Origin of the sequence: Mycobacterium dioxanotrophicus (genome assembly GCF_002157835.1) — a bacterium.
GTDB classification, from domain to species: domain Bacteria; phylum Actinomycetota; class Actinomycetes; order Mycobacteriales; family Mycobacteriaceae; genus Mycobacterium; species Mycobacterium dioxanotrophicus.
This window is the reverse complement of the sequence record NZ_CP020809.1, coordinates 133,986-154,395: the sequence shown is the minus strand read 5'-3', so window position 1 is coordinate 154,395 and position 20,410 is coordinate 133,986. Positions and strand designations below refer to the sequence as shown.

16 protein-coding genes and 5 pseudogenes are annotated in these 20,410 nt (G+C 64.2%); 13 read left to right on the top strand and 8 right to left on the bottom strand.

What is annotated here, in order from left to right; genetic code table 11:
* The first annotated feature begins 37 nt into the window (after positions 1-37).
* Positions 38-1,182, top strand: a protein-coding gene (locus BTO20_RS00720; protein ID WP_087072522.1) for an IS3 family transposase whose coding sequence is annotated in 2 segments (ribosomal slippage) — positions 38-305 and positions 305-1,182 — 1,146 coding nt in all. Because the reading frame shifts where the segments join, the coding sequence is not laid out codon by codon here.
* A gap of 156 nt (positions 1,183-1,338) precedes the next feature.
* Positions 1,339-2,256 (top strand): hypothetical protein, encoded by a 918-nt coding sequence (locus BTO20_RS00715; protein ID WP_087072520.1) that lies wholly within the window; start codon positions 1,339-1,341, stop codon positions 2,254-2,256.
* Between the two features lie 260 nt (positions 2,257-2,516).
* Here BTO20_RS00715 and BTO20_RS41510 read toward each other — a convergent pair whose 3' ends face one another.
* Positions 2,517-2,738: a hypothetical protein gene (locus BTO20_RS41510; protein WP_157680101.1), complete on the bottom strand. Its 222-nt coding sequence runs from the start codon at positions 2,736-2,738 to the stop codon at positions 2,517-2,519.
* A 324-nt stretch (positions 2,739-3,062) separates the two neighbouring features.
* Between BTO20_RS41510 and BTO20_RS00705 the strand changes: the two genes are divergently transcribed.
* Positions 3,063-4,163, top strand: coding sequence for a DUF2637 domain-containing protein (locus BTO20_RS00705; RefSeq protein ID WP_087072518.1), 1,101 nt, complete (start codon positions 3,063-3,065; stop codon positions 4,161-4,163).
* Positions 4,164-4,853: 690 nt separating this feature from the next.
* Here BTO20_RS00705 and BTO20_RS00700 read toward each other — a convergent pair.
* The gene (locus BTO20_RS00700; RefSeq protein WP_087072516.1) at positions 4,854-5,420 is read right to left on the bottom strand and encodes an RES family NAD+ phosphorylase; all 567 of its coding nucleotides are present in this window, start codon (positions 5,418-5,420) and stop codon (positions 4,854-4,856) included.
* The gene (locus tag BTO20_RS00695) at positions 5,417-5,773 is read right to left on the bottom strand and encodes an antitoxin Xre/MbcA/ParS toxin-binding domain-containing protein (protein ID WP_087072514.1); all 357 of its coding nucleotides are present in this window, start codon (positions 5,771-5,773) and stop codon (positions 5,417-5,419) included. Before BTO20_RS00695 ends, BTO20_RS00700 begins: the two co-directional genes overlap by 4 nt.
* Positions 5,774-5,873: 100 nt before the next feature.
* Here BTO20_RS00695 and BTO20_RS00690 point away from each other — a divergent pair, with 100 nt between their 5' ends.
* Positions 5,874-6,377, top strand: coding sequence for a hypothetical protein (locus tag BTO20_RS00690; protein WP_157680100.1), 504 nt, complete (start codon positions 5,874-5,876; stop codon positions 6,375-6,377).
* Positions 6,374-7,111 (top strand): hypothetical protein, encoded by a 738-nt coding sequence (locus tag BTO20_RS00685; protein WP_087072510.1) that lies wholly within the window; start codon positions 6,374-6,376, stop codon positions 7,109-7,111. Before BTO20_RS00690 ends, BTO20_RS00685 begins: the two co-directional genes overlap by 4 nt.
* A 467-nt stretch (positions 7,112-7,578) precedes the next feature.
* Here the strand turns inward: BTO20_RS00685 and BTO20_RS41215 are convergent, their stop codons facing one another.
* Positions 7,579-7,887, bottom strand: a complete 309-nt coding sequence (locus BTO20_RS41215; protein ID WP_332460262.1) for an RES domain-containing protein — start codon at positions 7,885-7,887, stop codon at positions 7,579-7,581.
* Here BTO20_RS41215 and BTO20_RS00675 point away from each other — a divergent pair.
* Positions 7,874-8,089 (top strand): hypothetical protein, encoded by a 216-nt coding sequence (locus BTO20_RS00675; RefSeq protein ID WP_087072508.1) that lies wholly within the window; start codon positions 7,874-7,876, stop codon positions 8,087-8,089. The genes BTO20_RS41215 and BTO20_RS00675 overlap by 14 nt on opposite strands.
* 562 nt (positions 8,090-8,651) lie before the next feature.
* Here BTO20_RS00675 and BTO20_RS00670 read toward each other — a convergent pair.
* Positions 8,652-9,065: a GlcG/HbpS family heme-binding protein gene (locus tag BTO20_RS00670; RefSeq protein ID WP_087072506.1), complete on the bottom strand. Its 414-nt coding sequence runs from the start codon at positions 9,063-9,065 to the stop codon at positions 8,652-8,654.
* A gap of 1,129 nt (positions 9,066-10,194) precedes the next feature.
* Here BTO20_RS00670 and BTO20_RS00660 point away from each other — a divergent pair.
* The 7 genes and pseudogenes from BTO20_RS00660 to BTO20_RS40155 all read left to right on the top strand — a co-directional run bounded on the left by BTO20_RS00660 (position 10,195) and on the right by BTO20_RS40155 (position 17,113).
* Positions 10,195-10,938, top strand: a complete 744-nt coding sequence (locus tag BTO20_RS00660; protein WP_087072502.1) for a ParA family protein — start codon at positions 10,195-10,197, stop codon at positions 10,936-10,938.
* A complete protein-coding gene (locus BTO20_RS00655; protein ID WP_087081402.1) occupies positions 10,938-11,837 on the top strand; it encodes a ParB/RepB/Spo0J family partition protein in 900 nt (299 codons plus the stop codon). Before BTO20_RS00660 ends, BTO20_RS00655 begins: the two co-directional genes overlap by 1 nt.
* 587 nt (positions 11,838-12,424) lie before the next feature.
* Complete coding sequence (locus BTO20_RS00650; RefSeq protein WP_232490995.1) at positions 12,425-13,144, top strand: TnsA-like heteromeric transposase endonuclease subunit; 720 nt, start codon at positions 12,425-12,427, stop codon at positions 13,142-13,144.
* A 154-nt stretch (positions 13,145-13,298) separates the two neighbouring features.
* Positions 13,299-15,247, top strand: a pseudogene (locus tag BTO20_RS00645) (Mu transposase C-terminal domain-containing protein).
* Positions 15,235-16,247, top strand: a pseudogene (locus BTO20_RS00640) (TniB family NTP-binding protein). Before BTO20_RS00645 ends, BTO20_RS00640 begins: the two co-directional pseudogenes overlap by 13 nt.
* Positions 16,248-16,249: 2 nt before the next feature.
* Positions 16,250-16,606 (top strand): annotated as a pseudogene (locus BTO20_RS40160) (TniQ family protein); the annotation flags it as partial.
* A gap of 51 nt (positions 16,607-16,657) precedes the next feature.
* Complete coding sequence (locus BTO20_RS40155) at positions 16,658-17,113, top strand: hypothetical protein (protein ID WP_232491329.1); 456 nt, start codon at positions 16,658-16,660, stop codon at positions 17,111-17,113.
* Positions 17,114-17,202: 89 nt separating this feature from the next.
* Here BTO20_RS40155 and BTO20_RS00630 read toward each other — a convergent pair whose 3' ends face one another.
* The 3 genes and pseudogenes from BTO20_RS00630 to BTO20_RS00620 all read right to left on the bottom strand — a co-directional run bounded on the left by BTO20_RS00630 (position 17,203) and on the right by BTO20_RS00620 (position 20,172).
* The gene (locus BTO20_RS00630; RefSeq protein ID WP_011894055.1) at positions 17,203-17,796 is read right to left on the bottom strand and encodes a cadmium resistance transporter; all 594 of its coding nucleotides are present in this window, start codon (positions 17,794-17,796) and stop codon (positions 17,203-17,205) included.
* Between the two features lie 18 nt (positions 17,797-17,814).
* Positions 17,815-19,781: pseudogene (locus BTO20_RS00625) on the bottom strand (heavy metal translocating P-type ATPase).
* Positions 19,778-20,172 (bottom strand): annotated as a pseudogene (locus BTO20_RS00620) (ArsR/SmtB family transcription factor). Before BTO20_RS00620 ends, BTO20_RS00625 begins: the two co-directional pseudogenes overlap by 4 nt.
* Between the last annotated feature and the right edge of the window lie 238 nt (positions 20,173-20,410).

Sequence of the window (20,410 nt, the reverse complement as noted above, 5' to 3'; positions counted from 1 at the left end):
TGTAGCCCGATGTCGGGCGTGAAGGGACGATGAACGTATGGCTGGTCGGAAGCGGCATTCCGCGGAGGACATTGTGCGCAAGCTGCGTCGCGCGGACGAGTTGGCTGCGGCGGGTAAGACCGGTGAGGAGATCGCCGCTGAGCTGGAGGTGTCGGCGGCGACGCTGTACAACTGGCGCCGCGCCTATGGCGGGATGGACACCGATGCCGCCAAGGAACTCAAGGAGCTGCGCGAGCAGAACGCTCGGCTCAAGCGGCTGCTGGCCGAGGCTGAGCTGGTCAAAGACGCCTTGCGGGAGGTCGCCAAGGGAAAATTCTAGGCCCAGCTGCCAAGCGCCGCGCCGTCGTCATGCTCACCACCACGTTGGGCATGTCGGAACGGTTGGCGTGCACCGCAGTTGGGCTGGCCCGCTCCACCCACCGCCGCCTGCCACTGTCGCAGACCCCCGTCGATCCGGACGCCGAGACGCGGGCCTGGCTGCGTTCCTACGCCACCAAACACCCATGTCACGGGTTCCGCCGCGCCTGGGCGGCGTTGCGCTACGACGAGCGCCGTGAGGTCAACAAGAAGAAGATCCACCGTCTGTGGCGCGAGGAGGGGCTGCAGGTGAAAGTCAGGTCGCCGCGTAAGCGGGCTGGGGTGTCGTCGATCCCGCCGATCGAGGCCGATGCTCCGAAGGTGGTGTGGGCGATCGACTTCCAGTTCGATTCCACTGTCGACGGCAAGGCGATCAAGATCGCCTCGATGGTCGACGAGCACACCCGCGAGTCGCTGCTGAACATGGTCGAACGCTCGATCACCGGCAAGGAGCTCGTCGATGAGCTGGAGAAGGTGTTCGCCGTGGCCGGCGGGCCGCCGAAGGTGCTGCGGATGGATAACGGTCCGGAGTTCATTTCTCAAGCGCTGCAACAGTTTTGCGACGGCAAGTTAGGTACGTCGTATATTCCGCCAGGGACGCCGTGGAATAACGGGCATATTGAATCATTTAACAACCGGCTTCGGAAGGAGTGCCTCAACCGCAATCACTGGAACACCCTGTTCGAGGCCCGCGTGGTCATCGGAGACTTCAAGGAAGAGCATAACCACCGACACCGCCACTCATCGCTGGGTTACCTAACGCCGGCCGAGTACGCTGCGGCATGCAGGTGCACCCACACCCCGGTGGCCTGCGAGATCAACTGAATCTGGATCAACCAAACCCCGACTCCAAGACCGGGTGGACTCAGAAACGGGGACTCGCCAGCGCCATCGAAAGCGCCGTCATGGACACCCCCACCCCTGCATCACTCCCCGGCAGTCCCCTCGAACGGCTCGAAGCAAGCCGGAAAGGTTAGCCCCATGAGCGAGGTACTTCTTCACCACGTCGAGTGCGGTCCCTTGCCGCTGCTCAACACCACCGCAGCGCCGGCCACGGTGCTCACCGGTCTGCCCGGCCCTGACGGCGATACCCACCTGTGCGCTCAACTGGCGACTCCGGTCAAGCACCGCTTGCCGGCGACTGCGGAGGCCGCCGACCATCCGGCGGCCCAGTTCGGCCGGGACGCGCAGGGGCCGTTCCTGTGGATCTACTACGTGGCTCTGCATCCGCGCGTCCCAGGGACCGACCTGGCCACGCCCGCCACCGACCTTCCCGTGGACATCTCCTACATCTTGGACCCCAGCATCGGCCAGGCCGATGTTCTCGACGCAAAGAAGATGGTTTGGGTCGCCACCGCATTCCTGGACCACCTCTCGGGCCACACCACGTCACCGCTACCTTCGTGGCCGGACCTCGGCGACCTCCACACGGCCGGCGAGGCACGCTCCGAAGCGGCGATCGAAGCCCGTATCGACCGCGCATTGGCGCAGCTGAGCGCGATCGCGAGGCTCGGGGTGAAGCGAAGTCTCCCCCGCCCGCGGTTCCAGGCATTCCCCGCAGTCGATATCCCCGGGGCTGCCTACACCGTCGAGGACGGCCTTGTCCGCTATCAGTCTATGGATGTCCTGACTGGCCGGCCACGCACGCGCCAGACCGCCGACGTCGACGAGCTGCTGTACTGGATCATCGACGACGCGGCCCGCGCGCTCGCGTGGAACACGGCCTACCGCTCCCCCGCCGCCACCAGCGGCGCCAGCGCCGACACACTGAAGGCGACCGTGGCCCTGCCGCTGTGGGCCGCCTTCGTCAGTGCCCTCGACCCGCAGTGGGGCTCGAAAACCCAAGCCACGATCGAGACTCTCCTCCACAGCTCCAAGCCCGCCCGCCGCGCGAGCTAGCGTCATCGGCGCAGGTGAGGCGCGTGGCGGACGAAGGCTGCACGGTCAATTTTCTACGGTTGACTCGCGGAACGAAAGTCGTGCCGCAACGAGAGGACCCCTGACCGTGAATACTGACACCGCCGACCCGAGATCCTCGTTTTCGAACGTCGCGCCCAGCCGCATGATGGAGATGTGCGTCGAGTACTACCGCGAGTGCCAAATATCGCCGGCCGGGCAACGTCGAGGCGCAACTGAGCGACCACGAGACCGTCATCGCCTCAGCCACCCGCTATCTGCCCCCCGACGCCGACGTTGCCGCGATGGTCGCCGACGGCGTGCTCCGGATGGCGCCGCGCATCGTCGGTCACCGTTGCGCACGGGCCGGGATTACCGTCGCGCGCACCAGCGTCGGCAGCGCCGCCGACCGGCGGTTCGAGCAGCCGATGCTGACGATCCACGACCGCCCATTCCCTGTCGACGACCGCTCCGAGGCCGGACATTAGAAGGGTGATCTCATCATCGGTGACAACCACCTTTCGGCGATCGGCACCCTCGTCGAACCACCCCGGAGCAGGCTGCTCAGGATTCAACCGGAGCTGACACCGATCCGTGACGACCAAAGGCGAAGCGCTCGGAGATCGTTACTGCCGCCCTTGACGCCAGCTACACGAGTGCGCGCAGCTGCTAGCGCAACAGCGGGTGCAACATTACGCCTGACAGGCTCGGCGACATCGCGTATGGCAACGGTGTGACCACTCGCAGGTGCCGTTAGTCAGGGAAAATTGTGCACGAGGGGCCTCGGCGGCGACCATAGGCTCGGGTGCATGAGCCTGCACGAGCAACCCGCGCCAGGGCGGTCTCTGGGAGTCGCTGAGAACACCCCCGCTGATGGCGACCGCCGCCGGGCCGGCACCTTCTTCATGGGGTGGCTGATCCTCTCGGCCTCGATGTCGTTAGCCGGCAATGTTGGGCACGCGCTGCTCATCGCCCCTTCGGAAACGCGCTGGCTGGCCGCGCTCGCAGCTCTGGTACCTCCAATAGTCCTTCTGGCAGCTACCCATTCGGCAACCTGGTTAGTCCGAGCCCGATCTGTCGGCTGGGTGTATTGGGTAGCGCTCGCGCTCACCGCAGCACTAGCACTGGGATCATTTGCGCTGTCGTTCGACGCGTTACGCTCCTTCGCAATGATGTTGGGCATTCGCGATTCCATGTCGTGGATCTGGCCGGCGGTGATCGACGTCGCGATCGCGCACGCGACGCTGTGCCTGCTATCGCTGACCAGACCCAAGCGCGCCAACACCTCTTCATGCGAGATTGCCGAAGCAACAACGGCTCCGGGCAGTGCGACCAATGCCGTGAAGGTTCACCGCCAACACACACAGACCCACATACTGGAGATGGCTCAGGAGCTGCCGCAACCGGTACCGCCGCAGCTTCCGATGCCATCGGTCGACACTGCGCCCATACCCACTGAGGGTCTAACGGAGGACGCTCCCGACAGCGCTGCGTGCAGCACGAATACGGTCGCCGAAACCACGAGTGTGAACGGCGCTGCGCGGGTGCCGAGCGCGCCGCTGTCAGCTGACGCCGCAACACAGGCACCGCGGCGACCGGAACGCGATTTGAGCGCGGTACCAGCGGCGGAATACCTGCCGCCCCGGAACGTCTCGCCGGGCCCTGCGGCAGCTGAGCCGAACACGGAGTGCGGTGCGGCTGTGGATTGTTGGCAACCGGTCGCTGAGTCACTGGTGCGCGAAGGCATTACGAACAAAGACCCTGACCTGATTGCCAAGATTCTGGCCGACAGCGCCGCGGGCACACCACCGAGCACCATCGGCCGCCGCCACGAAGTCCACCACACCACGGTCAGCCGGATTCTCTCGGCCGCCGAGCAGCTCGCCGAGGCCAGCACCGCAACGGGGTGAGGGCCCCAATCGGCCCATCACTCCGGCTCCACGGGTGAGCCTCGGGCAGTGCAGGCGGCGGCCTCTTGCCGAAGCTGCGCCCCTTGGCCTTCGGCAGGGCGGCGGTCGATAATACGGGACAGCTGGTCCGTATGTTGGCCTGGGTGAGTAAAAATGGCTCGGGCCGCGACGACCGCACGTAACAGCGAGGGGTTGCCACCGTCAAGTATCCTCCGCCACTTGGACCGTCAACCGGCAGTAAGCTATAGCGCCAACTGTGAGTTGGCTAACGTACCGGACGGATGGGCGTGACCAAGTCGCACAGAAATCCTGCCGACGACGCTCGACGATGCCGAGATGGGTTAAGACTAGATTTAGTCGTTGCGCCGGGCCGGACTGTCGTCCAGCAATAGGCTGACAGTGCCTGCGGAGCAAACAGCCCGGCATTCGTCACTGTGACGTTTCAAGGGATATCGTACCGGACGGATGGGCGTGACCAAGTCGGAACGGAAATCCTGCCGACGACGCCCGACAGTGCCGAGATGGGTTAGCTGTCCAGGCTGGATTTAGTCGTTGAGCCTGGGCGTCGTAGCGCCAACTGTGACGGCTTGATTTTCGTCAAAAGCTCTAAATGCGAATAATTTGTCGCTAACTACCGTTACCATCTGTGCCCGTCGGTGAGGGCAAACGTTGATTGACCTTTGAGTTCGATTAGTCACTCACGATGGTCAAGCGCGCGGTCTCCGAGCCGGGGCGAGGTGGCAGTTGATCCCATTGCTGCCGATCCAAGATCACCGGGAGTTCGGTGATGCTGACTCGCTGCCGGAAGATGGCGAGGGCTTCACCCAAGCCAGTCGCGGCTGGGGCCAATATTCCGTGATATTCGAGCTGATGGGCCGTCGCGGCGACGCGCTGACACGCTGTGTAGTCACCGACCGCCGAAGTGATGTCATCGTCGGTCAAGCCCACCTCGACACGCGCATCCGCCGGGCGCAGATCGAGCACCTTATGTACCTCGACACGAACTCGATACAACACACGCGGCCTTACCAGGTGCGCCGGCACACCGGCGTCGTCGACGAGATGGCGGTACGCCTCTTCGACGCAGCTGTCGAGCGGCCTGCCGACGTAGACGACGGGAAACGACTCACCCCAACGACCGCCGTAGCCACCGGCGAACGCCTCCCGATTGGGTGCGGCGTGGCGAAGGAACACTCCGGCGACGTCCAGGCCACCAACACCGGCGATCCGCTCCGCGAGCGTTCTCGGCCGGTTCATCGTCGAGGACCACCGGCCAGGCGCTCGATGGCGTCGAGCACTTCCGCGAACTGGCCGTCCCTTAGCAGCTCCAACGGCGATCGACCGGCGAGGCTTCGTTGGCGCGAGTGCAACCAGATCTCGATTCCCTCGTCTTCGTAGACATCGGCGAGACCTTCAATCACGTACTTCAGCTCAAGGAGGCGTTCCCTCGCGTCGCCCTCTGGCCGGCTCTTGCCTGCTGCCCAATTCTGCACCGCCCGCTCACTTACACCGGTAACCCCGCCGATCTCGCTGACCGTCAGCCCGCGACGCGTATCAGCCACGACCCTGGTGTAGACGAGGGACTGCGCCTTGCCCGCGGCCGTGTTCATACTTCTCCTTGCCGTTCATGCTAGAGTTCACTATGTACTTCGTACTGTAGTACGTCCAGAGATGTACATCAACTGGGAACTACGAGATGGGAGGGCGCTGATGGACCTGTTCTTGCGCGCCGGCCGGTCAGACAACCTCGTTGTCGATGAACTGCTGGCACCGGCCACCGCGGGCGTGCCCTTTGGTGGGCGCAGCGTGCCCATGCGCGGTCTCGTAATCGACGCCCCGACAGCTGCTGCGCAGCCAGCACTACGGCAGGCCGCAGAGGCCGCCGGCCTGCCGCTCATCGTTGACCCGCTCACGCACTTGTTTCAGGACGAGCAAGTCCCCGACAAGGGCTGGGCCGCACTCAATTTCGCCGATCCTGATCCATATTCACCGGAGCGCTTCCGCGAAGATTCCGTTCTGGCCACGCTGGTGCAGGAAACACTTGCCTTCCAACTCGACCATGGCGCATCAATCCTGGTTCCCCCGTACTTCTACGCGAAATCCCCACCGATCCTTGGTTTCAGGTCCAGCTCGCGGCCAACAGAAAAACCGCGGACTACCTCGCCGGGGAGCGCATCAGCCTCCCGGTCGCACCGATCTTCGTCGGCAGCTTGAAGAGTTTCGGCGCTCGACGGTTCTGGGAAACCGGCGTCGATCTGTTCCTCCGAAGCCTGTCCAAATTGAACGTGCGGTACGTGCCGGTAGCCCTGTCGTCGAGCCGCGGGCAGAACGGTGATACCGAAGACAGACTCGGCGCGTACTTGGCTACCGTACGACACTTAGGGGCAGCGGCTCCGGTCATCGCCTGGCGGCAAGGCCAATACGGTCTCGCAGCCGTCGCCGCCGGCGCGGTGGGATATCAGACCGGGCCAGGCATCGATGAGCGGTGCGACTTCGCCCAGCATTCCCGTACCCGGCGGCCGAAGCCGCCATCCGAGAAAAAGAACGAACCGAAGATGCCACGGCACATTTACCTCGGCCGCTTCGGTCGCAGCGTATCCGGTCGGGCAGCGAATGCTCTGCTCGGCAACGGCCAACTTCAGGGAACCATCACTTGCACGGACCCCATCTGCTGTCCTGACGGGGCATCCAGCATGACCACCAACTGGCGCCAACATGCCGTGCGATCACGCGCACGTGAACTCGACGAACTCAGTCAGATGCCCGACGCAAGCTGGCGGCTCAATCACGTTGCGCGCCTAGCTGAACGGGCTGCCGACGCCGCCCGCTCGGCCAACGAAGTCCTGGCCAAGTCGAACATCAAAGAGAGACTCCCCGAGGCAAGTTTTCGGTCGCTGACGATCGTGACCGATGCCATTCGTGAGCAGAGCAACCGTCGCGCCGGATAGCAGGCGGCTAGGTTGCTGACGCAATAATCGGCGATGCGTCGCAGCTGGTAACAAGCCTGACCCCGGCGCTCCATCCTGCCAACTCCGACGGCGCCCGCACTGGTTTTGGCGTCCAAGCGCAAGGTTTCGCCACTCCCCCGCCCGATCGCTCACGCCGATAATCAGGGATAATTGTCATTATCCATGAAAGACGGCGGCCGCTCCGGGTCACACGCTCGACAAAGGCGGCGACGAATTCGTCGCGTTTTGAGCGGGCGGCACGGCGTCCTTCCTGAGGTCCTCTCACGAGTGCCGGAGTTCTCGGTACCAAGCGGGTGTCAGATCCTCGCTGCGGCTGACCTGAGCTGCCCAGGACGGGTGCGCTGTTCGTAGGCGGTGATGACCAGCCCGACTCCGCCGGCCGCCGGTACGAGGACGCCCTGCACGTGCAGAAACCAGGCGGCGTGACCCACCGCTTGGCAGGCCGATCAGTCGTCGTCAACGATGTCGTCGTCGTCAAGCCCCACCGCGTCGCGGGCCTCGGCAGTGGTGAGGTCCACGACCGCGAGGTCGGTGGCATCGATGATGTGCAGCCGGTACTGGGCTTCGAGCATTTTCTCGGGGTCGTCGACGCCGCGTGCGCGGCCCGTTCGACTTCCACCACGCATGCGTGCGTGCGCGGAATCGGACAGATAGATCCGAGAACAAGCGGGCGGGTTCCACCTGCCGCCGGACCTGCGCGCCCCCTCCCCCGACCTCGACGTTTTGCACTTCGACGGGATCGTGCTGACCTCCAACGTCGGCGGCCACTACTTCGGGCAGCCCTACCTCGAACCCGTGCTCGCCGAGCTGGCGCGACGCGAGGTTCCGGTGTTCGTCCACCCCACTGAATGCCGGGAGGCCGCGGAGCTGAACTTCGGGCGGGTCGGATCCATCGTGGAGTTTCCGATGGACACCGGTCGCAACATCACCAACGCCATCCTCACCGGAGTGTTTTAGCGCCATCCCTGGTCTCATCCTGATTCTGGCGCACTGCGGGGGTGTGCTGCCGACGCTGGGCTGGCGCATCGCCGAACACCTCGGCCTGGGCAGGGCCCCGGCGACGTCGACCACGTGGCCACGGTCCAGCGCAACCCGCACTACGAAACCGCCCTGGCCGTCGCGCCCAACACACTGCTGCCGACACTGCAAGGTCACCGGCTACCAGAACATCCTGTTCCGCACCGACTACGCCGCGGCACCCGAGAACGTCATCACCCACAATATCGAGAACCTAGGACGCTCAACCACTTTCGATGCCGCTGAACTACGCGCGGTCGAACGCGCCAATGCCGAAGGATGTTCCCTCGGCTCGCTTTGCATCAGCCGAACTCAATGTAACAGCGACTGCGCCAATGTTCGTGGCTCAAGTAATGAAATGGAAGATCGCCGGTCCTTAAGGAGATCGATCACCAGCCGAGGACAGGTCCACGCAGGTAGGCGAGCTTGGTCAACGAATGCCACCGTCAGACCGGCCTTCGAGTGTTGAGCCTCCTGCGCCACGACCCAAAGCCAGGTCTAGTCAAGCAAATTCCTGAAGAACCGCCAGGCCGGCCTCCGCAATTGTTTGATTCTGCTCGCCCGAGCCTCCGCTGACACCTAAGCCACCGATGACTGCGTCACCGCGCCTGAGCGGAACACCGCCAGCGAAGATGATGACCTTCCCGTCGTTGGTGCCGTGGATTCCGTAGAACTGCTGAGTCGGTTGAGCGTTTTCGCCGAGATCCCTGGTCTGGATATCGAAGGCGCGGGAGGTCCAGGCTTTCTTGATCGCGATGTCGACGCTGCCGATCCAGGCACCGTCCTGTCGAATGTGAGCCCTGAGGTTGCCGCCGGCGTCGACGACGGCGATGTTGACCGGCTGGCCCACCTCATCGGCGCGCTTTGCGGCGGCGGCCATGACGTTCTGGGCATCGTGCAGGGTGAGTGTAGACATTCTCCTTCCTTACCGTGAGTACTGAATTGGTGAACCTAGGGGCGCCTATGTGATCGCGCTGGGTCGGTCTCGCTGCAATGCCGCTGCGGGCCCGGGTGTGCTGCCCACGGTCGCACGACGAGACTTTCAAGTAGCAGTCTTCGCGCTCGCCCGATGAGGACGTGATCGTCATCGCTGACCGCCGTTGCGAGACATTCGCGGCTCGCGATCTCTGCGAAGCGTTTCATTAGGAGGTCCTTGCGGAGTCCGAACTGCTCGAACACTTCGTCGTCGGGGGGTTCGCCAAACGGCGCCCACAGCAGAATGAACGTCAGGATGCGTCGGTCGAACCAGTCCATCGGATCCCTCATGTACGGCTTATCAGGTAACGGAGTGAGGTCCGGGCCCGTTAAGTTGATTGCGCGTTAGCCCAGCCGCTTTGCAGTTTGATGGTTGTGCTCGGTGAATACGAGGGTCGTTAGTCCGGCAAGACCGCAGGGTCCGAGTCCTTATGGCAGCCGGCGCGTTGCGGTCTCGCCCCGAGAGCTTCATCGGGGTTCTGCTCTAGCCACTGCAACACCTGCTCGGCCTGCATGCCCCGCTACCCTGGCTCGAACAAGCGTTAACGTCCACAGCCGCCCGGCGCGGGCGGCCCGGCGATCCAGGCCGACTGCAGGCGTCAGGCGGCGACAGCGGTAACAGCGGTGACCACGCTCAGTGAAACGTTATGGAGCCCAAGCGTGTTGCATGTTCAGTTTTCCGCGGAAAATTGGACTGCTTGCGTCGCATACCCGCTGGTCAGAAGGTTTCCTGGCGCGACTGCGGCCCCGCCAGTTCGTTACGAGGCGTGGCCGAGCACCGGGTCGCGCAAGCAGGTTTTCCGCGGAAAACTCGACCACTACGCCCTTGGCTTCGCCACCTTCCGGCTCGGGGCATGCCAATCGACATTGCTCGGGCCGTCAGTTTTCCGCGGAAAACTGGGTTGCACCAAGGGTGGGGCAGCGTCGACCCTCGGTGCAATTGCGAACACGAATTCAACCCGAATTTCAGCGTGTCTCTGGCGCGGATCGCGTCTCGTCGAAGTATCTTAAGATACCTCCCTACACGAAGGTCGCACCTCGACCGAACCATGCCAAGGACACTTCGCGCCATGACTAAAGTTGTCACTCTCCTCAACCAAAAGGGCGGGGTCGGAAAGAGCACCGGCACCGTCAACCTCGCCGCTGTTCGCGCCGAGAAGCTCGCCGCACAAGACGATCCCGGAGCCTCCTCCCCCGTTGCGGCGGTCTCCATCGATCCCCAAGGTTCCGCCTTGTGGTGGGGTAACCGAGTTGATGAGCTGCCGTTCCATCTCATCCAGGCACACGACGATCCCCTGGACTGGCTCGCTCAGCTCAACAACCTGCCCGGAATCGAGGAGGTGTATGTCGACACCCCCGGTTGGTTCGACCTCGATCCCGACTCTTCCGGGGACGGCCTCGGAGACGGCTACTCAGCCGAGGCGCTGCGGGTCGTCCTGGATGTGACCGACGAGGTGTTGGTGCCCATGTTGACCCAGCCAATGTGTTTCGACCCCACTGCACGCACGATCCGAAAGATCTTGGAGCCGCGCGGCCTGCCCTACCGCGTTTTCATCAATGACTGGCACGCGCGGGACGGCCGGAAATGGCTGGAGGAGACCCAGCGGTTCGTTCACAGGCGTGGTTACCCGCTCGCAGAGACCGCCGTCAGGCACTACATGATTCATACCAATGCCAGCAGCGAGGGCCTTGTCGTCACTCAGTACCCCCATGACAAGGTGTCTCAACTGGCAGCACAGGACTATCGCAACCTGGCTAATGAGCTCGACACGGCGCCGGCCACGCGCCCGGTCGGCTTGATCGGAGCTCGATGATGGCGCGTGGTGGTGTGAAGTCCTTCGAATCGCTAGTCGACGCCGTCGGAGATGACTCCTCCGTGGATGGAACCGCACAGTCGTCGATGGCTCCTTCGCGGTCTTCATTGTCGCGGTCGGTTCCGCTGCGGGATTTGGTGGGCAACCCCCATAACCCGCGGGACTCGGTCGGCGATTTGGCGGAGTTGGCCTCGATCGCCGAGTTTCAGCTCCAACCGGTCGTGGCCGTGACACGACAGGCGTTCTTGAGCCTGTACCCCGACGCAGCGCTGACCGCCCGTTGGGTGGTGATTCTCGGCAACCGGCGCCTTGCAGCGGCGCACAAGTTTGGCAGGACCACCCTTGACATCGTCGTCAAGGACGAGCTGGCTGTCGATCGCGGCACTCTTCTGAGCGCGATCATCGCCGAGAACGTTGATCGTTCAGGCTTCGACGTCATCGAGGAAGCCAAGGCGGTAGCCAGCCTGGTTCAGGAATTCGGCCGAGCCGACCAGGCGGCGGATCATCTTCGCAAGAGCAAAACGTGGGTCAGCCAGCGGCTTGGGCTACTCAAACTCGCACCCGACTTGCAGCAGGCCCTTCGCCGGGGGGATCTCGCGATCCGCGAAGCGAGGACCTTGGCGCAAGTACCTCTCGAACAACAGGTGATCCGGTGGAACGCCGGCCGCAAGGGGTCAGGCGGTGGTGCGGGGGAGGCCGAAGCTGGTGCGGAATCGGCGGACGACATCGCTGGCGAGAAAGCCGGTCGTGACACGGGCGCTCCGCCCATGCGCTCGCTTACTCGGGCCGTCCGAAACTTCCACGACGAGCCGGGTGCGCTGGCTGCGGCGTTACACGACCAGCTCGGGGAGTCCGGCACCCGAACACTAATGAGCCACCTCAGGAAGATTCTCAAGTAGCCGTTGACTTTCCGCGGAGAACGGTGGACCGTTTAGCCCCAGGCCCGCTCTGGGGTGGCGCTCGGTCGAGCGTCCGGCGGTCTGGGGTAGGTCCGCGCACGACTAGGCAAGCGCTAGGGGAGTCTGCGGTGACAGGTAGTCGCGACGCATGAGTGTGCGACCGGCGGGCGACATCGAACGGCGGGATTGACCGCAGTGCCGCGAGTCGAATGACCGGCGAGGCAAGGTCAGTTTTCCGCGGAAAACTAGGCTACCAGCGATCGATCACTCGTCTCGCGGCGAGGGCACCAAGGCGTCAATCCCGCTAAGGGGCAATAATTTTCGCGATTCGCCTCATGGTCTGCGCGCTCTGCGCAGGCGGGGAGTCGGCGCAGGTGATGGACTCGTTCGACGCACCCGGGCGCATTCCCCTTGCCGTCCCGCGTCTCTGTTTCGTCACTGTGACGATTCAACGTTCAGCAGGCACAACCTCCCGGCCGGCCGCGACCGTGCTGTCAGTTCTCATCCGATCTGAAGCATTCTCATTTGATGTGACACATCGGCGCGCCTTTCTCATTTGATCTGATACAGCCGGTACCGTTCTGGGCATGTCGATGCTGGCCGGTGATGCTGTTGCCGCGGGCCGGTGCGATGCGGTGTTTGAGGTAGCCGACGTGGATGGGACTTCCCGTCTTCCATTGGAGTTGGCTCATGGGATCCGGTTCGATGTCGATTGCGAGCCGGTGCGGTCGTTTCCGTCGTTTCGTGGGCAACGGAATTTTCCTGGGCTGTGGTGGTTCGCGACGACGCGCCGGCACATCGGTTATGAATCGTGGGTTGAGCGGGATCAGCTGATGGCATTGGATGCTAATCCTGAAACCGTTGGCGTTGCCTCCCAACCTTTTCGGCTGCGATGGCCCGATGGCCGTCATCATGTGCCCGACTACTACGCTCGCAGATCCGACGGCACGGTCGTGATCGTCGATGTTCGTCCCGATGACCGGATTCCTGAGTCTGATGCGGAGTTGTTCGCCCGCTCGGAGGTCGTGTGCATTGCGGCCGGCTGGCAGTACCGGCGCGTCGGTGTATTGGACCCTGTGCTGGCGGCGAACCTGCGGTGGCTGTCTGGGTACCGGCATCCGAGAGCGTTGCGACCTGGCGTGGCGGCAGAACTGTTGAGCTGTTTCGCCCGCGAGCAGCCCCTTCTGGAGGGCGCGACGGCGGTGGGCGACCCGCTGGTGGTGCTGCCTGTGCTGTTCCATCTGCTCTGGCATCGACGCTTGGTGGTCGATCTGTCCGGACGGTCCTCGACGATCGGACGGCAGTGAGCGCGGCAGCGTTATGAGTTCGCTTCGAGGCGGTGTGATCCGTGAAGGCGATGAAATCCGTCTAGGTTCACGGGTTTTCACGGTCGCAAGTCTGGCCGGAGGATCGGTACGGCTTGTCGACGCTGTTGGTGAACGCACAACCGTTCCCCTGTCGATGGTATTGGCCGATTCGACTCTGGAGGTTCTGGCGGGGTCACGACCGGTGCTGTGGTCTGTTGAGGCGCTCGAAGGTGTCCCCGAGGAGGTCGCTGATCGCGCACGATGGTGGGAGCAGCACATCGTTGAGGTATTGACCGGGCGCCGACCCGAAAGTCCGCCTGGGCAGCCAATCCGGCCAGAGTTCGATCCGGCGGTCCGATCCCTTCGCCAGAGGGAGCTGACCAAGCTTGAGGAGCTTCGAGCAGCCGGTCACGATCTGGCGTTGATCACCCTGCAGCGTCAGCGATCTCGCTACGAGGCCAAAGGTCTTCTGGGATTGGTGGACGGCCGCTATCTCGCCAAACGTCCAGTGTTGGGCCGTGTCGATGAGCGTGTCGTTGCCGTGGTCCGGCGTCTGATCGACAACGAAACTGAGCTATCAACCGGCACGGTGAGCAGACTTCAGCGCAAGCTGGAGAAGGCGCTGTTGGCCGAATACGGTCCCGACGACGCCCGAAGGCCCGTCACAGGCGACCTTCTACCGGCTCGTCAAACGCCTGGAGGAAGGCAAACACACCTTCGGTTCCGCCCGTACTCGCAGGTCATTGGCCAAGCAACCCGACGGCCCCTTCGGCACGGTAACCGCGGCCCGTCCCGGTGAAATGGTGGAAATCGACTCCACCCCGCTGGACGTGCGGGTGGTCCTTGACGACGGTGTAGTCGATCGGGTGGAGCTGACCGCCATGGTCGACAACGTCACCCGCTCGATCCCGGCGGCAGTTCTGCGGCCCACCACCAAGGCCGTCGATGCCGCGCTGCTGTTGGCCAAGGCGCTGACCCCAGAGCCGATGCGCCCGGGTTGGTCCGATGCGTTGCGGTTGTCACGCTCGGTGTTGCCGCATCGGCGTTTGACCGATATCGATCAACGGCTCGCCGATGCCGCGGCTCGCCCGGTGATCGCTCCCGAGACCATCGTCTGTGATCACGGGAAAGCGTTTCTCTCCAAGACATTTGAGCAGGCGTGCTGCTCACTGGGCATCAACCTGCAACCCGCTCATCCGGATCAGCCCACCGACAAACCGAAGGTGGAACGCACCCTGCAGTCGGTGGGTACATTGTTCGCCCAGTATGTCGCCGGGTATGTCGGTTCCAGCGTGGAACGTCGCGGCAAGAACGCCGACCAGGACGCAGTGTGGTCGCTGGTGGAACTGCAGGCGTTGCTCGATGAGTGGCTCGTCGCGGTGTGGCAGAACCGTCCCACGACGGACTACGTGACCCGGTGACCCGGGCAAAGCGCTGACGCCGAACGAGAAGTTCGCGGCCCTGGTCGAAGTCGCTGGTTACGTCCCGGTGCCTCTGAGCGCTGATGCTTACATCGAGTTGTTGCCCGCGACGTGGCGCACCATCGGCTCAGCGGGTATCCGGGTCAATCACCGGACCTACGATGCCCGGGCATTGAACCCGTACCGGCGAGTCGACTCTGGGGTTCGTTCCCGCAACGGCCGGTGGGAGGTTCATTACGACCCCTATGACGTCTCTCAGATTTGGGTTCGCAATCACCACGACGACGGTTGGATCACCGCGACCTGGACCCACATGCGCACCGCTGCAGTGCCGTTCGGGGACACCGTGTGGAAACAGGCCCAAGCGATCGTCGCCGAAAGGGGCGCAGATCCGGTGACCGAAGCCGAGATCGCGGCGGCGGCCGACGCCCTGCTGGACCGTGCCGAACGCGGCCCCGACACCCAGCAGGACCCGCCAGCAGCTCGACGCGCAGCCGCCAGGGCCCGATCCATCCCCGAGCCGTCCTGGCCACACCCCAGTGTCGAGGGCACCAACCAGAACCAGGAACCGTCTGAGGTGAGCACCGACAGGCCAGCGAACTCCGACGATGACGATCTTGCTGATGTCATCCCGTTGCCGGTGTTCGACGCACGTAAGGAGGCCGAGCAGTGGCATTGGTGAGTCCGATCAGTCAACTCGAGGAGCGCCGGCAGCCGACGACAACCCTGGAAGGGTGGCGACGGTTCATTGACGCTGACCGGCCTGAATTCACCTTGCTGCCCGACCAAGACTGGTCCGATCTCGACGATGCTGATCGGATCGCCTACAACGAGGCCAGGGTGGCCCACCATTCCGAGCTCGTCGTGGTGACCACCTCGGCGATCCAGAAGATCACCAACGAGGGTCAGCTGCTCACTTTGCTGAATCAACGCGAGATCGGCGCCCGGCGAGGGCTGATCGTCTCCGGTGGCGCAGCCACCGGAAAGACCACGGCCATCAAACAACTCGGCCGGTTCCACGAACTTCGGATCCGCACCCGTTACTCGGACAAAACCCGCATCCCTGTCGTCTACGTGACCGCTCCACCGAAGGGCTCAGCACGCAAGCTCGCAATGGAATTCGCCCGCTTCCTCGGGCTTCCACCGGTACGACGGATGAACGTCACCGATATCGCCGACGCGGTGTGCCAAGTGCTCATCGATGCGCGTACCGACATAGTGGTCGTCGACGAGATCCATAACCTCAATCTCGATACCCGTGCCGGAGAAGAACTTTCCGATCACCTCAAGTACTTCACCGAACACCTGCCCGCGACCTTCGTCTACGCCGGCATTGACGTCGAACGCTCCGGAGTGTTTACCGGTACTCGCGGCCGCCAGCTTGCCGGGCGCTGCGGTGTCATCAACACAGCGGCCTTCCCGTATGGGCAGGAGTGGCGGCTCTGGTCGCCGCGATGGAGGGAACCCTGCGACTGCACCGACACGAGCCGGGCACGCTCGTGCGCCAGACGAAACACCTGCACCAGCGCACCGGCGGAATGATCGGAAGCCTCGCCCACCTCATCCGCTCGGCAGCCATCCGGGCAATGCTGGACCACACCGAACACATCGACCGCGAGGGCTTGGACAGCGTCCTCATCGACTACGCGGCTCAGGCCTCAGCCCAACGCAGCGCCGGATAGCAGTGATCACCGACTGGCCCCGACTCCCACCACGACCACTTCCGCAGTCAGTCACCGCATTTCGCGATGAGACCGTGTACTCCTTCACCACCCGACTCGCCCACGCCAACAGAATCCCACCCCAAAGCCTGCGCGACTACGCCGCACGCGAGAGCCATTACGTCGACCCTGAGCGCCTCGCCCGCCTCAGCGGCTACCCACGACATGTCCTCTGCGCCCGACTGCGGGGCCTGACCGCTGATGAACGTGATCTCACCCGCCAGCGGGCACGTGCCCGCCCGATTTGCCGGTACTGCACAGCACGGCGAGGGGTGCCCCAGCCGGTCCATTGCTGGTTGCCCGACCACCTCACCGTCTGTCATCGCCACGGCCGCTGGATTGGCCCCTCCGCCCAGCGATGGGACGATCAGATGTCACTGAAACACCATCCAGCTGTTGCCCGATCTGCCAGGGCACATCATGCCCTGGCCAAGCGCAATGCCCCCGACATCGTTGAGCTAGCGATCAACGACGCATCACGTATAGTGCTGCGGCAGCGCCGATTCCGACGGGATGACGGTCTCGGTGATAGCGCGGCCACCGGTATCGCATTACGGGGGCGATGGGCCAGCATCTCAACGGTCAACCTGCACATCGCCACCTACGTCGAAACAGTCCGGATGGCCGCAGTCATCATTGACCAGCGGCCAGCATTGTTGAACCGCACCGGCGATCCCAGTGTCGCCCGCGTAGCTCTCTTGGCAGCCGCGAACGCAGTGTTCGGCGCCGAGGATGAGACGGCGACCACCGCGGCCCTCGACGGCTGGCTGAACAACCAGCAGATCATCCGGAAGTCCCGCGATAAATCAATGATCGTTCATACCTGATGCAAAAGTCTTTATCTTGCAACCATATTCGTAGGAAAACCCATTGCCAGCCGACCGTGAGGCATACGTAGATGGAAATACTAGACGAGCTAGAAAGCTAGGCCGCCGATCAGGATGACAATACCCAGTCCGATCAGAACAATCGGGAACAGGATGTGTTCCCATCGTTCGAGGATCTCCGCGATCGGGCGGCGGGTGGCAACATATCTGGCGATGACCACCAGCACCCCGACGAGAAGAAGGAAGACGACGCAGTAGGCCACGACGGCTGCGTGTCCGACGCTGAGGAAGACCGGGACGTAGACGCCGACGTTGTCGCCGCCGTTGGCGAAGGTCACGCCAGCGACCGCCCAGACGCTGACGGTCTTGCCCGCAACCTTCGCGTCACCATCATCGTCACCGTTTCCGCGCCAGGCTTGCCAAGCCGCCTTCAGTCCCAGGGCGAGGGGGATGAGTCCGAAGAACGGGATGACGTCGGGCGGCAGGAATGCGCCCGCACCTAGGGTCACGAGGACGGCGGCGCCGAGAATTCCAGCGAATCCCAGGTATTGGCCGGCGGTGATCCGGGAGGTGGTCCCGCGTTGTCCTGCGCCGCGGGCGAAGAACAGTGAAAGCACGATGATGTCGTCGATGTTGGTGACGATGAACAGCCCGATCGCGGGCAGAACCGACGACAGGATCATGGTGTGTGCCATCGGTGGTCACGACGGGGCACCCACTGCGGTCGCGGTGGCTAGGTTGGTTGACCGCTGTGCGGTGAGTGCGGTCAGTGCTGTGGTGCGGCCGGCGCGCACACCGTTGGCGATGACCACGATTTCGGCGAGTTCATGGACGAGCACGACGGCGGCCAACCCGAGCACCCCGAACAAAGCCAGCGGCATCAGCACAATGATCAGTCCGAGGGATAGGCCGACGTTTTGCAGCATGATCCGTCGGGCGCGGCGGGCATGGGTGAATGTTTGTGGCAGGTGGCGTAGGTCTTCACCCATGAGTGCGACGTCGGCGGTTTCGATGGCGACGTCGGTGCCCATGGCGCCCATCGCGATGCCGAGGTCGGCGGTAGCCAGTGCGGGGGCGTCGTTGACGCCATCGCCGACCATCGCGGTGGGGCGCTGGGTGCGGAGCTGTTCGATCAGTCGGGCTTTGTCTTCGGGGCGCAGATCGGCGTGCACGGTGTCGATGCCGACTTCGCGGGCCAGGGCGGCCGCGGTGGCGTGGTTGTCGCCGGTGAGCATCGCCACCTGGTAGCCGTCGCGGCGCAGCTGGGTGATGACTTCGGTTGCCTCGGGCCGCAATTCGTCACGCACGGCGATGGCACCGATCACCTGTCCGTTGTCTTCGACCAGGACGGCGGTGGCTCCGGCCTGCTGCATCCGGGTGACCTCGGCGGTGAGCGGACCTCGGTCGAGCCAGCCGGGGCGGCCCAGCCGGATGCGGTGCCCGTCGCGGTGGCCGGTGAGTCCGGCGCCGGTGACTGCCTCGACGTCGGCGGCGGGGGTGACGGTGCCGGCGGCGGCCAGGATCGCCGCGGCCAGGGGGTGTTCACTGCGGGCCTCTACGGCGGCCGCGAGGTCCAGGACGTGCTCGGGGGTGACGTCGGGGGTGGTGGCCACCTCGATGACGGTGGGCCGGTTGGCGGTGAGGGTACCGGTCTTATCCAGGGCGACCCCACGGATCCTGCCCAGCGCTTCCAGCGCGGCGCCACCTTTGACCAGGGCGCCCAGCTTGCTGGCGGCGCCGATGGCGGCGACGACCGTGACCGGTACCGAAATCGCCAGAGCACAGGGCGAGGCGGCGACCAGCACCACCAGAGCGCGTTCGATCCAGGTGGCGGGGTCACCGAGCAGGCTCCCCGCGACGGCGATCAGGGCGGCGGCGATCATCACGGCGGGGACCAGGGGTTTGGCGATGCGGTCAGCCAAACGTTGGGCGGCGCCCTTGCGGGACTGCTCGGCTTCCACGATGCGCACGATGCGGGCCAGGGAATTGTCCTCGGCGGTGGTGCTGACTTCTACTTCGAGGGCGCCGGCTCCGTTGATCGACCCGGCGAACACCTCATCACCGGGGCCGGCTTCAACGGGCACTGATTCGCCGGTGATGGCCGAGAGGTCCAGGGCGGTGCGGCCCGGGTGATGATGCCGTCAGTGGCGACTCGTTCTCCGGGTTTGACGACCATGAGGTCACCGATGCGCAATTCTGTTGGCGCGATGGTTGTTTCGGTGCCGTCGCGGCGAACGGTGGCCTCATCGGGCACCAGCGACAGTAGTGCGCGCAGTCCGCGGCGGGTGCGGGCCAGCGAGTATTCCTCCAGGCCTTCGCTGATGGAGAACAGGAACGCCAGCATCGCGGCCTCACCGACCTCGCCGAGCAGCACCGCGCCCACGGCGGCGATGGTCATCAGCGTGCCGACCCCGATCTTGCCCTTGGCCAGCCGCCCCAGGGTGGACGGCACGAAGGTATAGGCGCCGGCCAGCAGCGCCGCTGCCTCCAACGTGAGCACCACCGGGTCGGCGGCGCCGACCAGGTTGGCGATCAACGCCGCCAGCAGCAGTACCCCGGAGAGCGCGGCGAACTGCAATTCTGTGATCTGCCAGAGCCGTTCGGGTTCACGCTCCTGCTCCTCGGCGCTGCGGGGTTCGTCGCTGCCGCAGCCACAGGCATCGCTCATTGCCGCGTCTCCTCGGTGTCGATCGCCGCACCCCGGGCGCCGGTTCCATAGGTGGGACACAACGCCACCGCGTTGCCGGTGGCCGCCAGCAGCGTTTCCGCCGCAGCGAGCACGTCCAGCAGCTCGGGGCGAGACAAGGAATAGAACACCTGACGGCCTTCTGGGCGGCCGGTGACCAGCCCACAGTCCCGCAGGCACGCCACGTGCGCGGAGACGGTGGATTGCGCCAACCCCAGCTCACCGATCAGATCGACAACTCGCGCCTCCCGTCAGCCAGGCGGCGCACGATCGTCAACCGCGTCGCATCGGAGAGACTGTGGAACAGTGCCACCGCGGCATCGAGGTCGGACGTGTTGCCGGCCAGGCAGGTGTCCCGCTTATTCATCGTCACACAACGATGATAACCATCGAAGCCGATTTAGCGAAAGGGGCGCATTCGTGACAGCCATTCTCGGAGCTGCTCCCGGTCGCGGCGAGCGTCGCAGACGAATTCGGTCGTGCATCAGATCGGCTGATAAAGCTGGTCAAGTGGAATTCTCATCCGATCTGATACACCGCAGTTCAGCTCACTGGTCCTGTGTCAGATCAAATGAGAACGGACACGTGCCGCCTGCAGTCGCTTGGCGGCG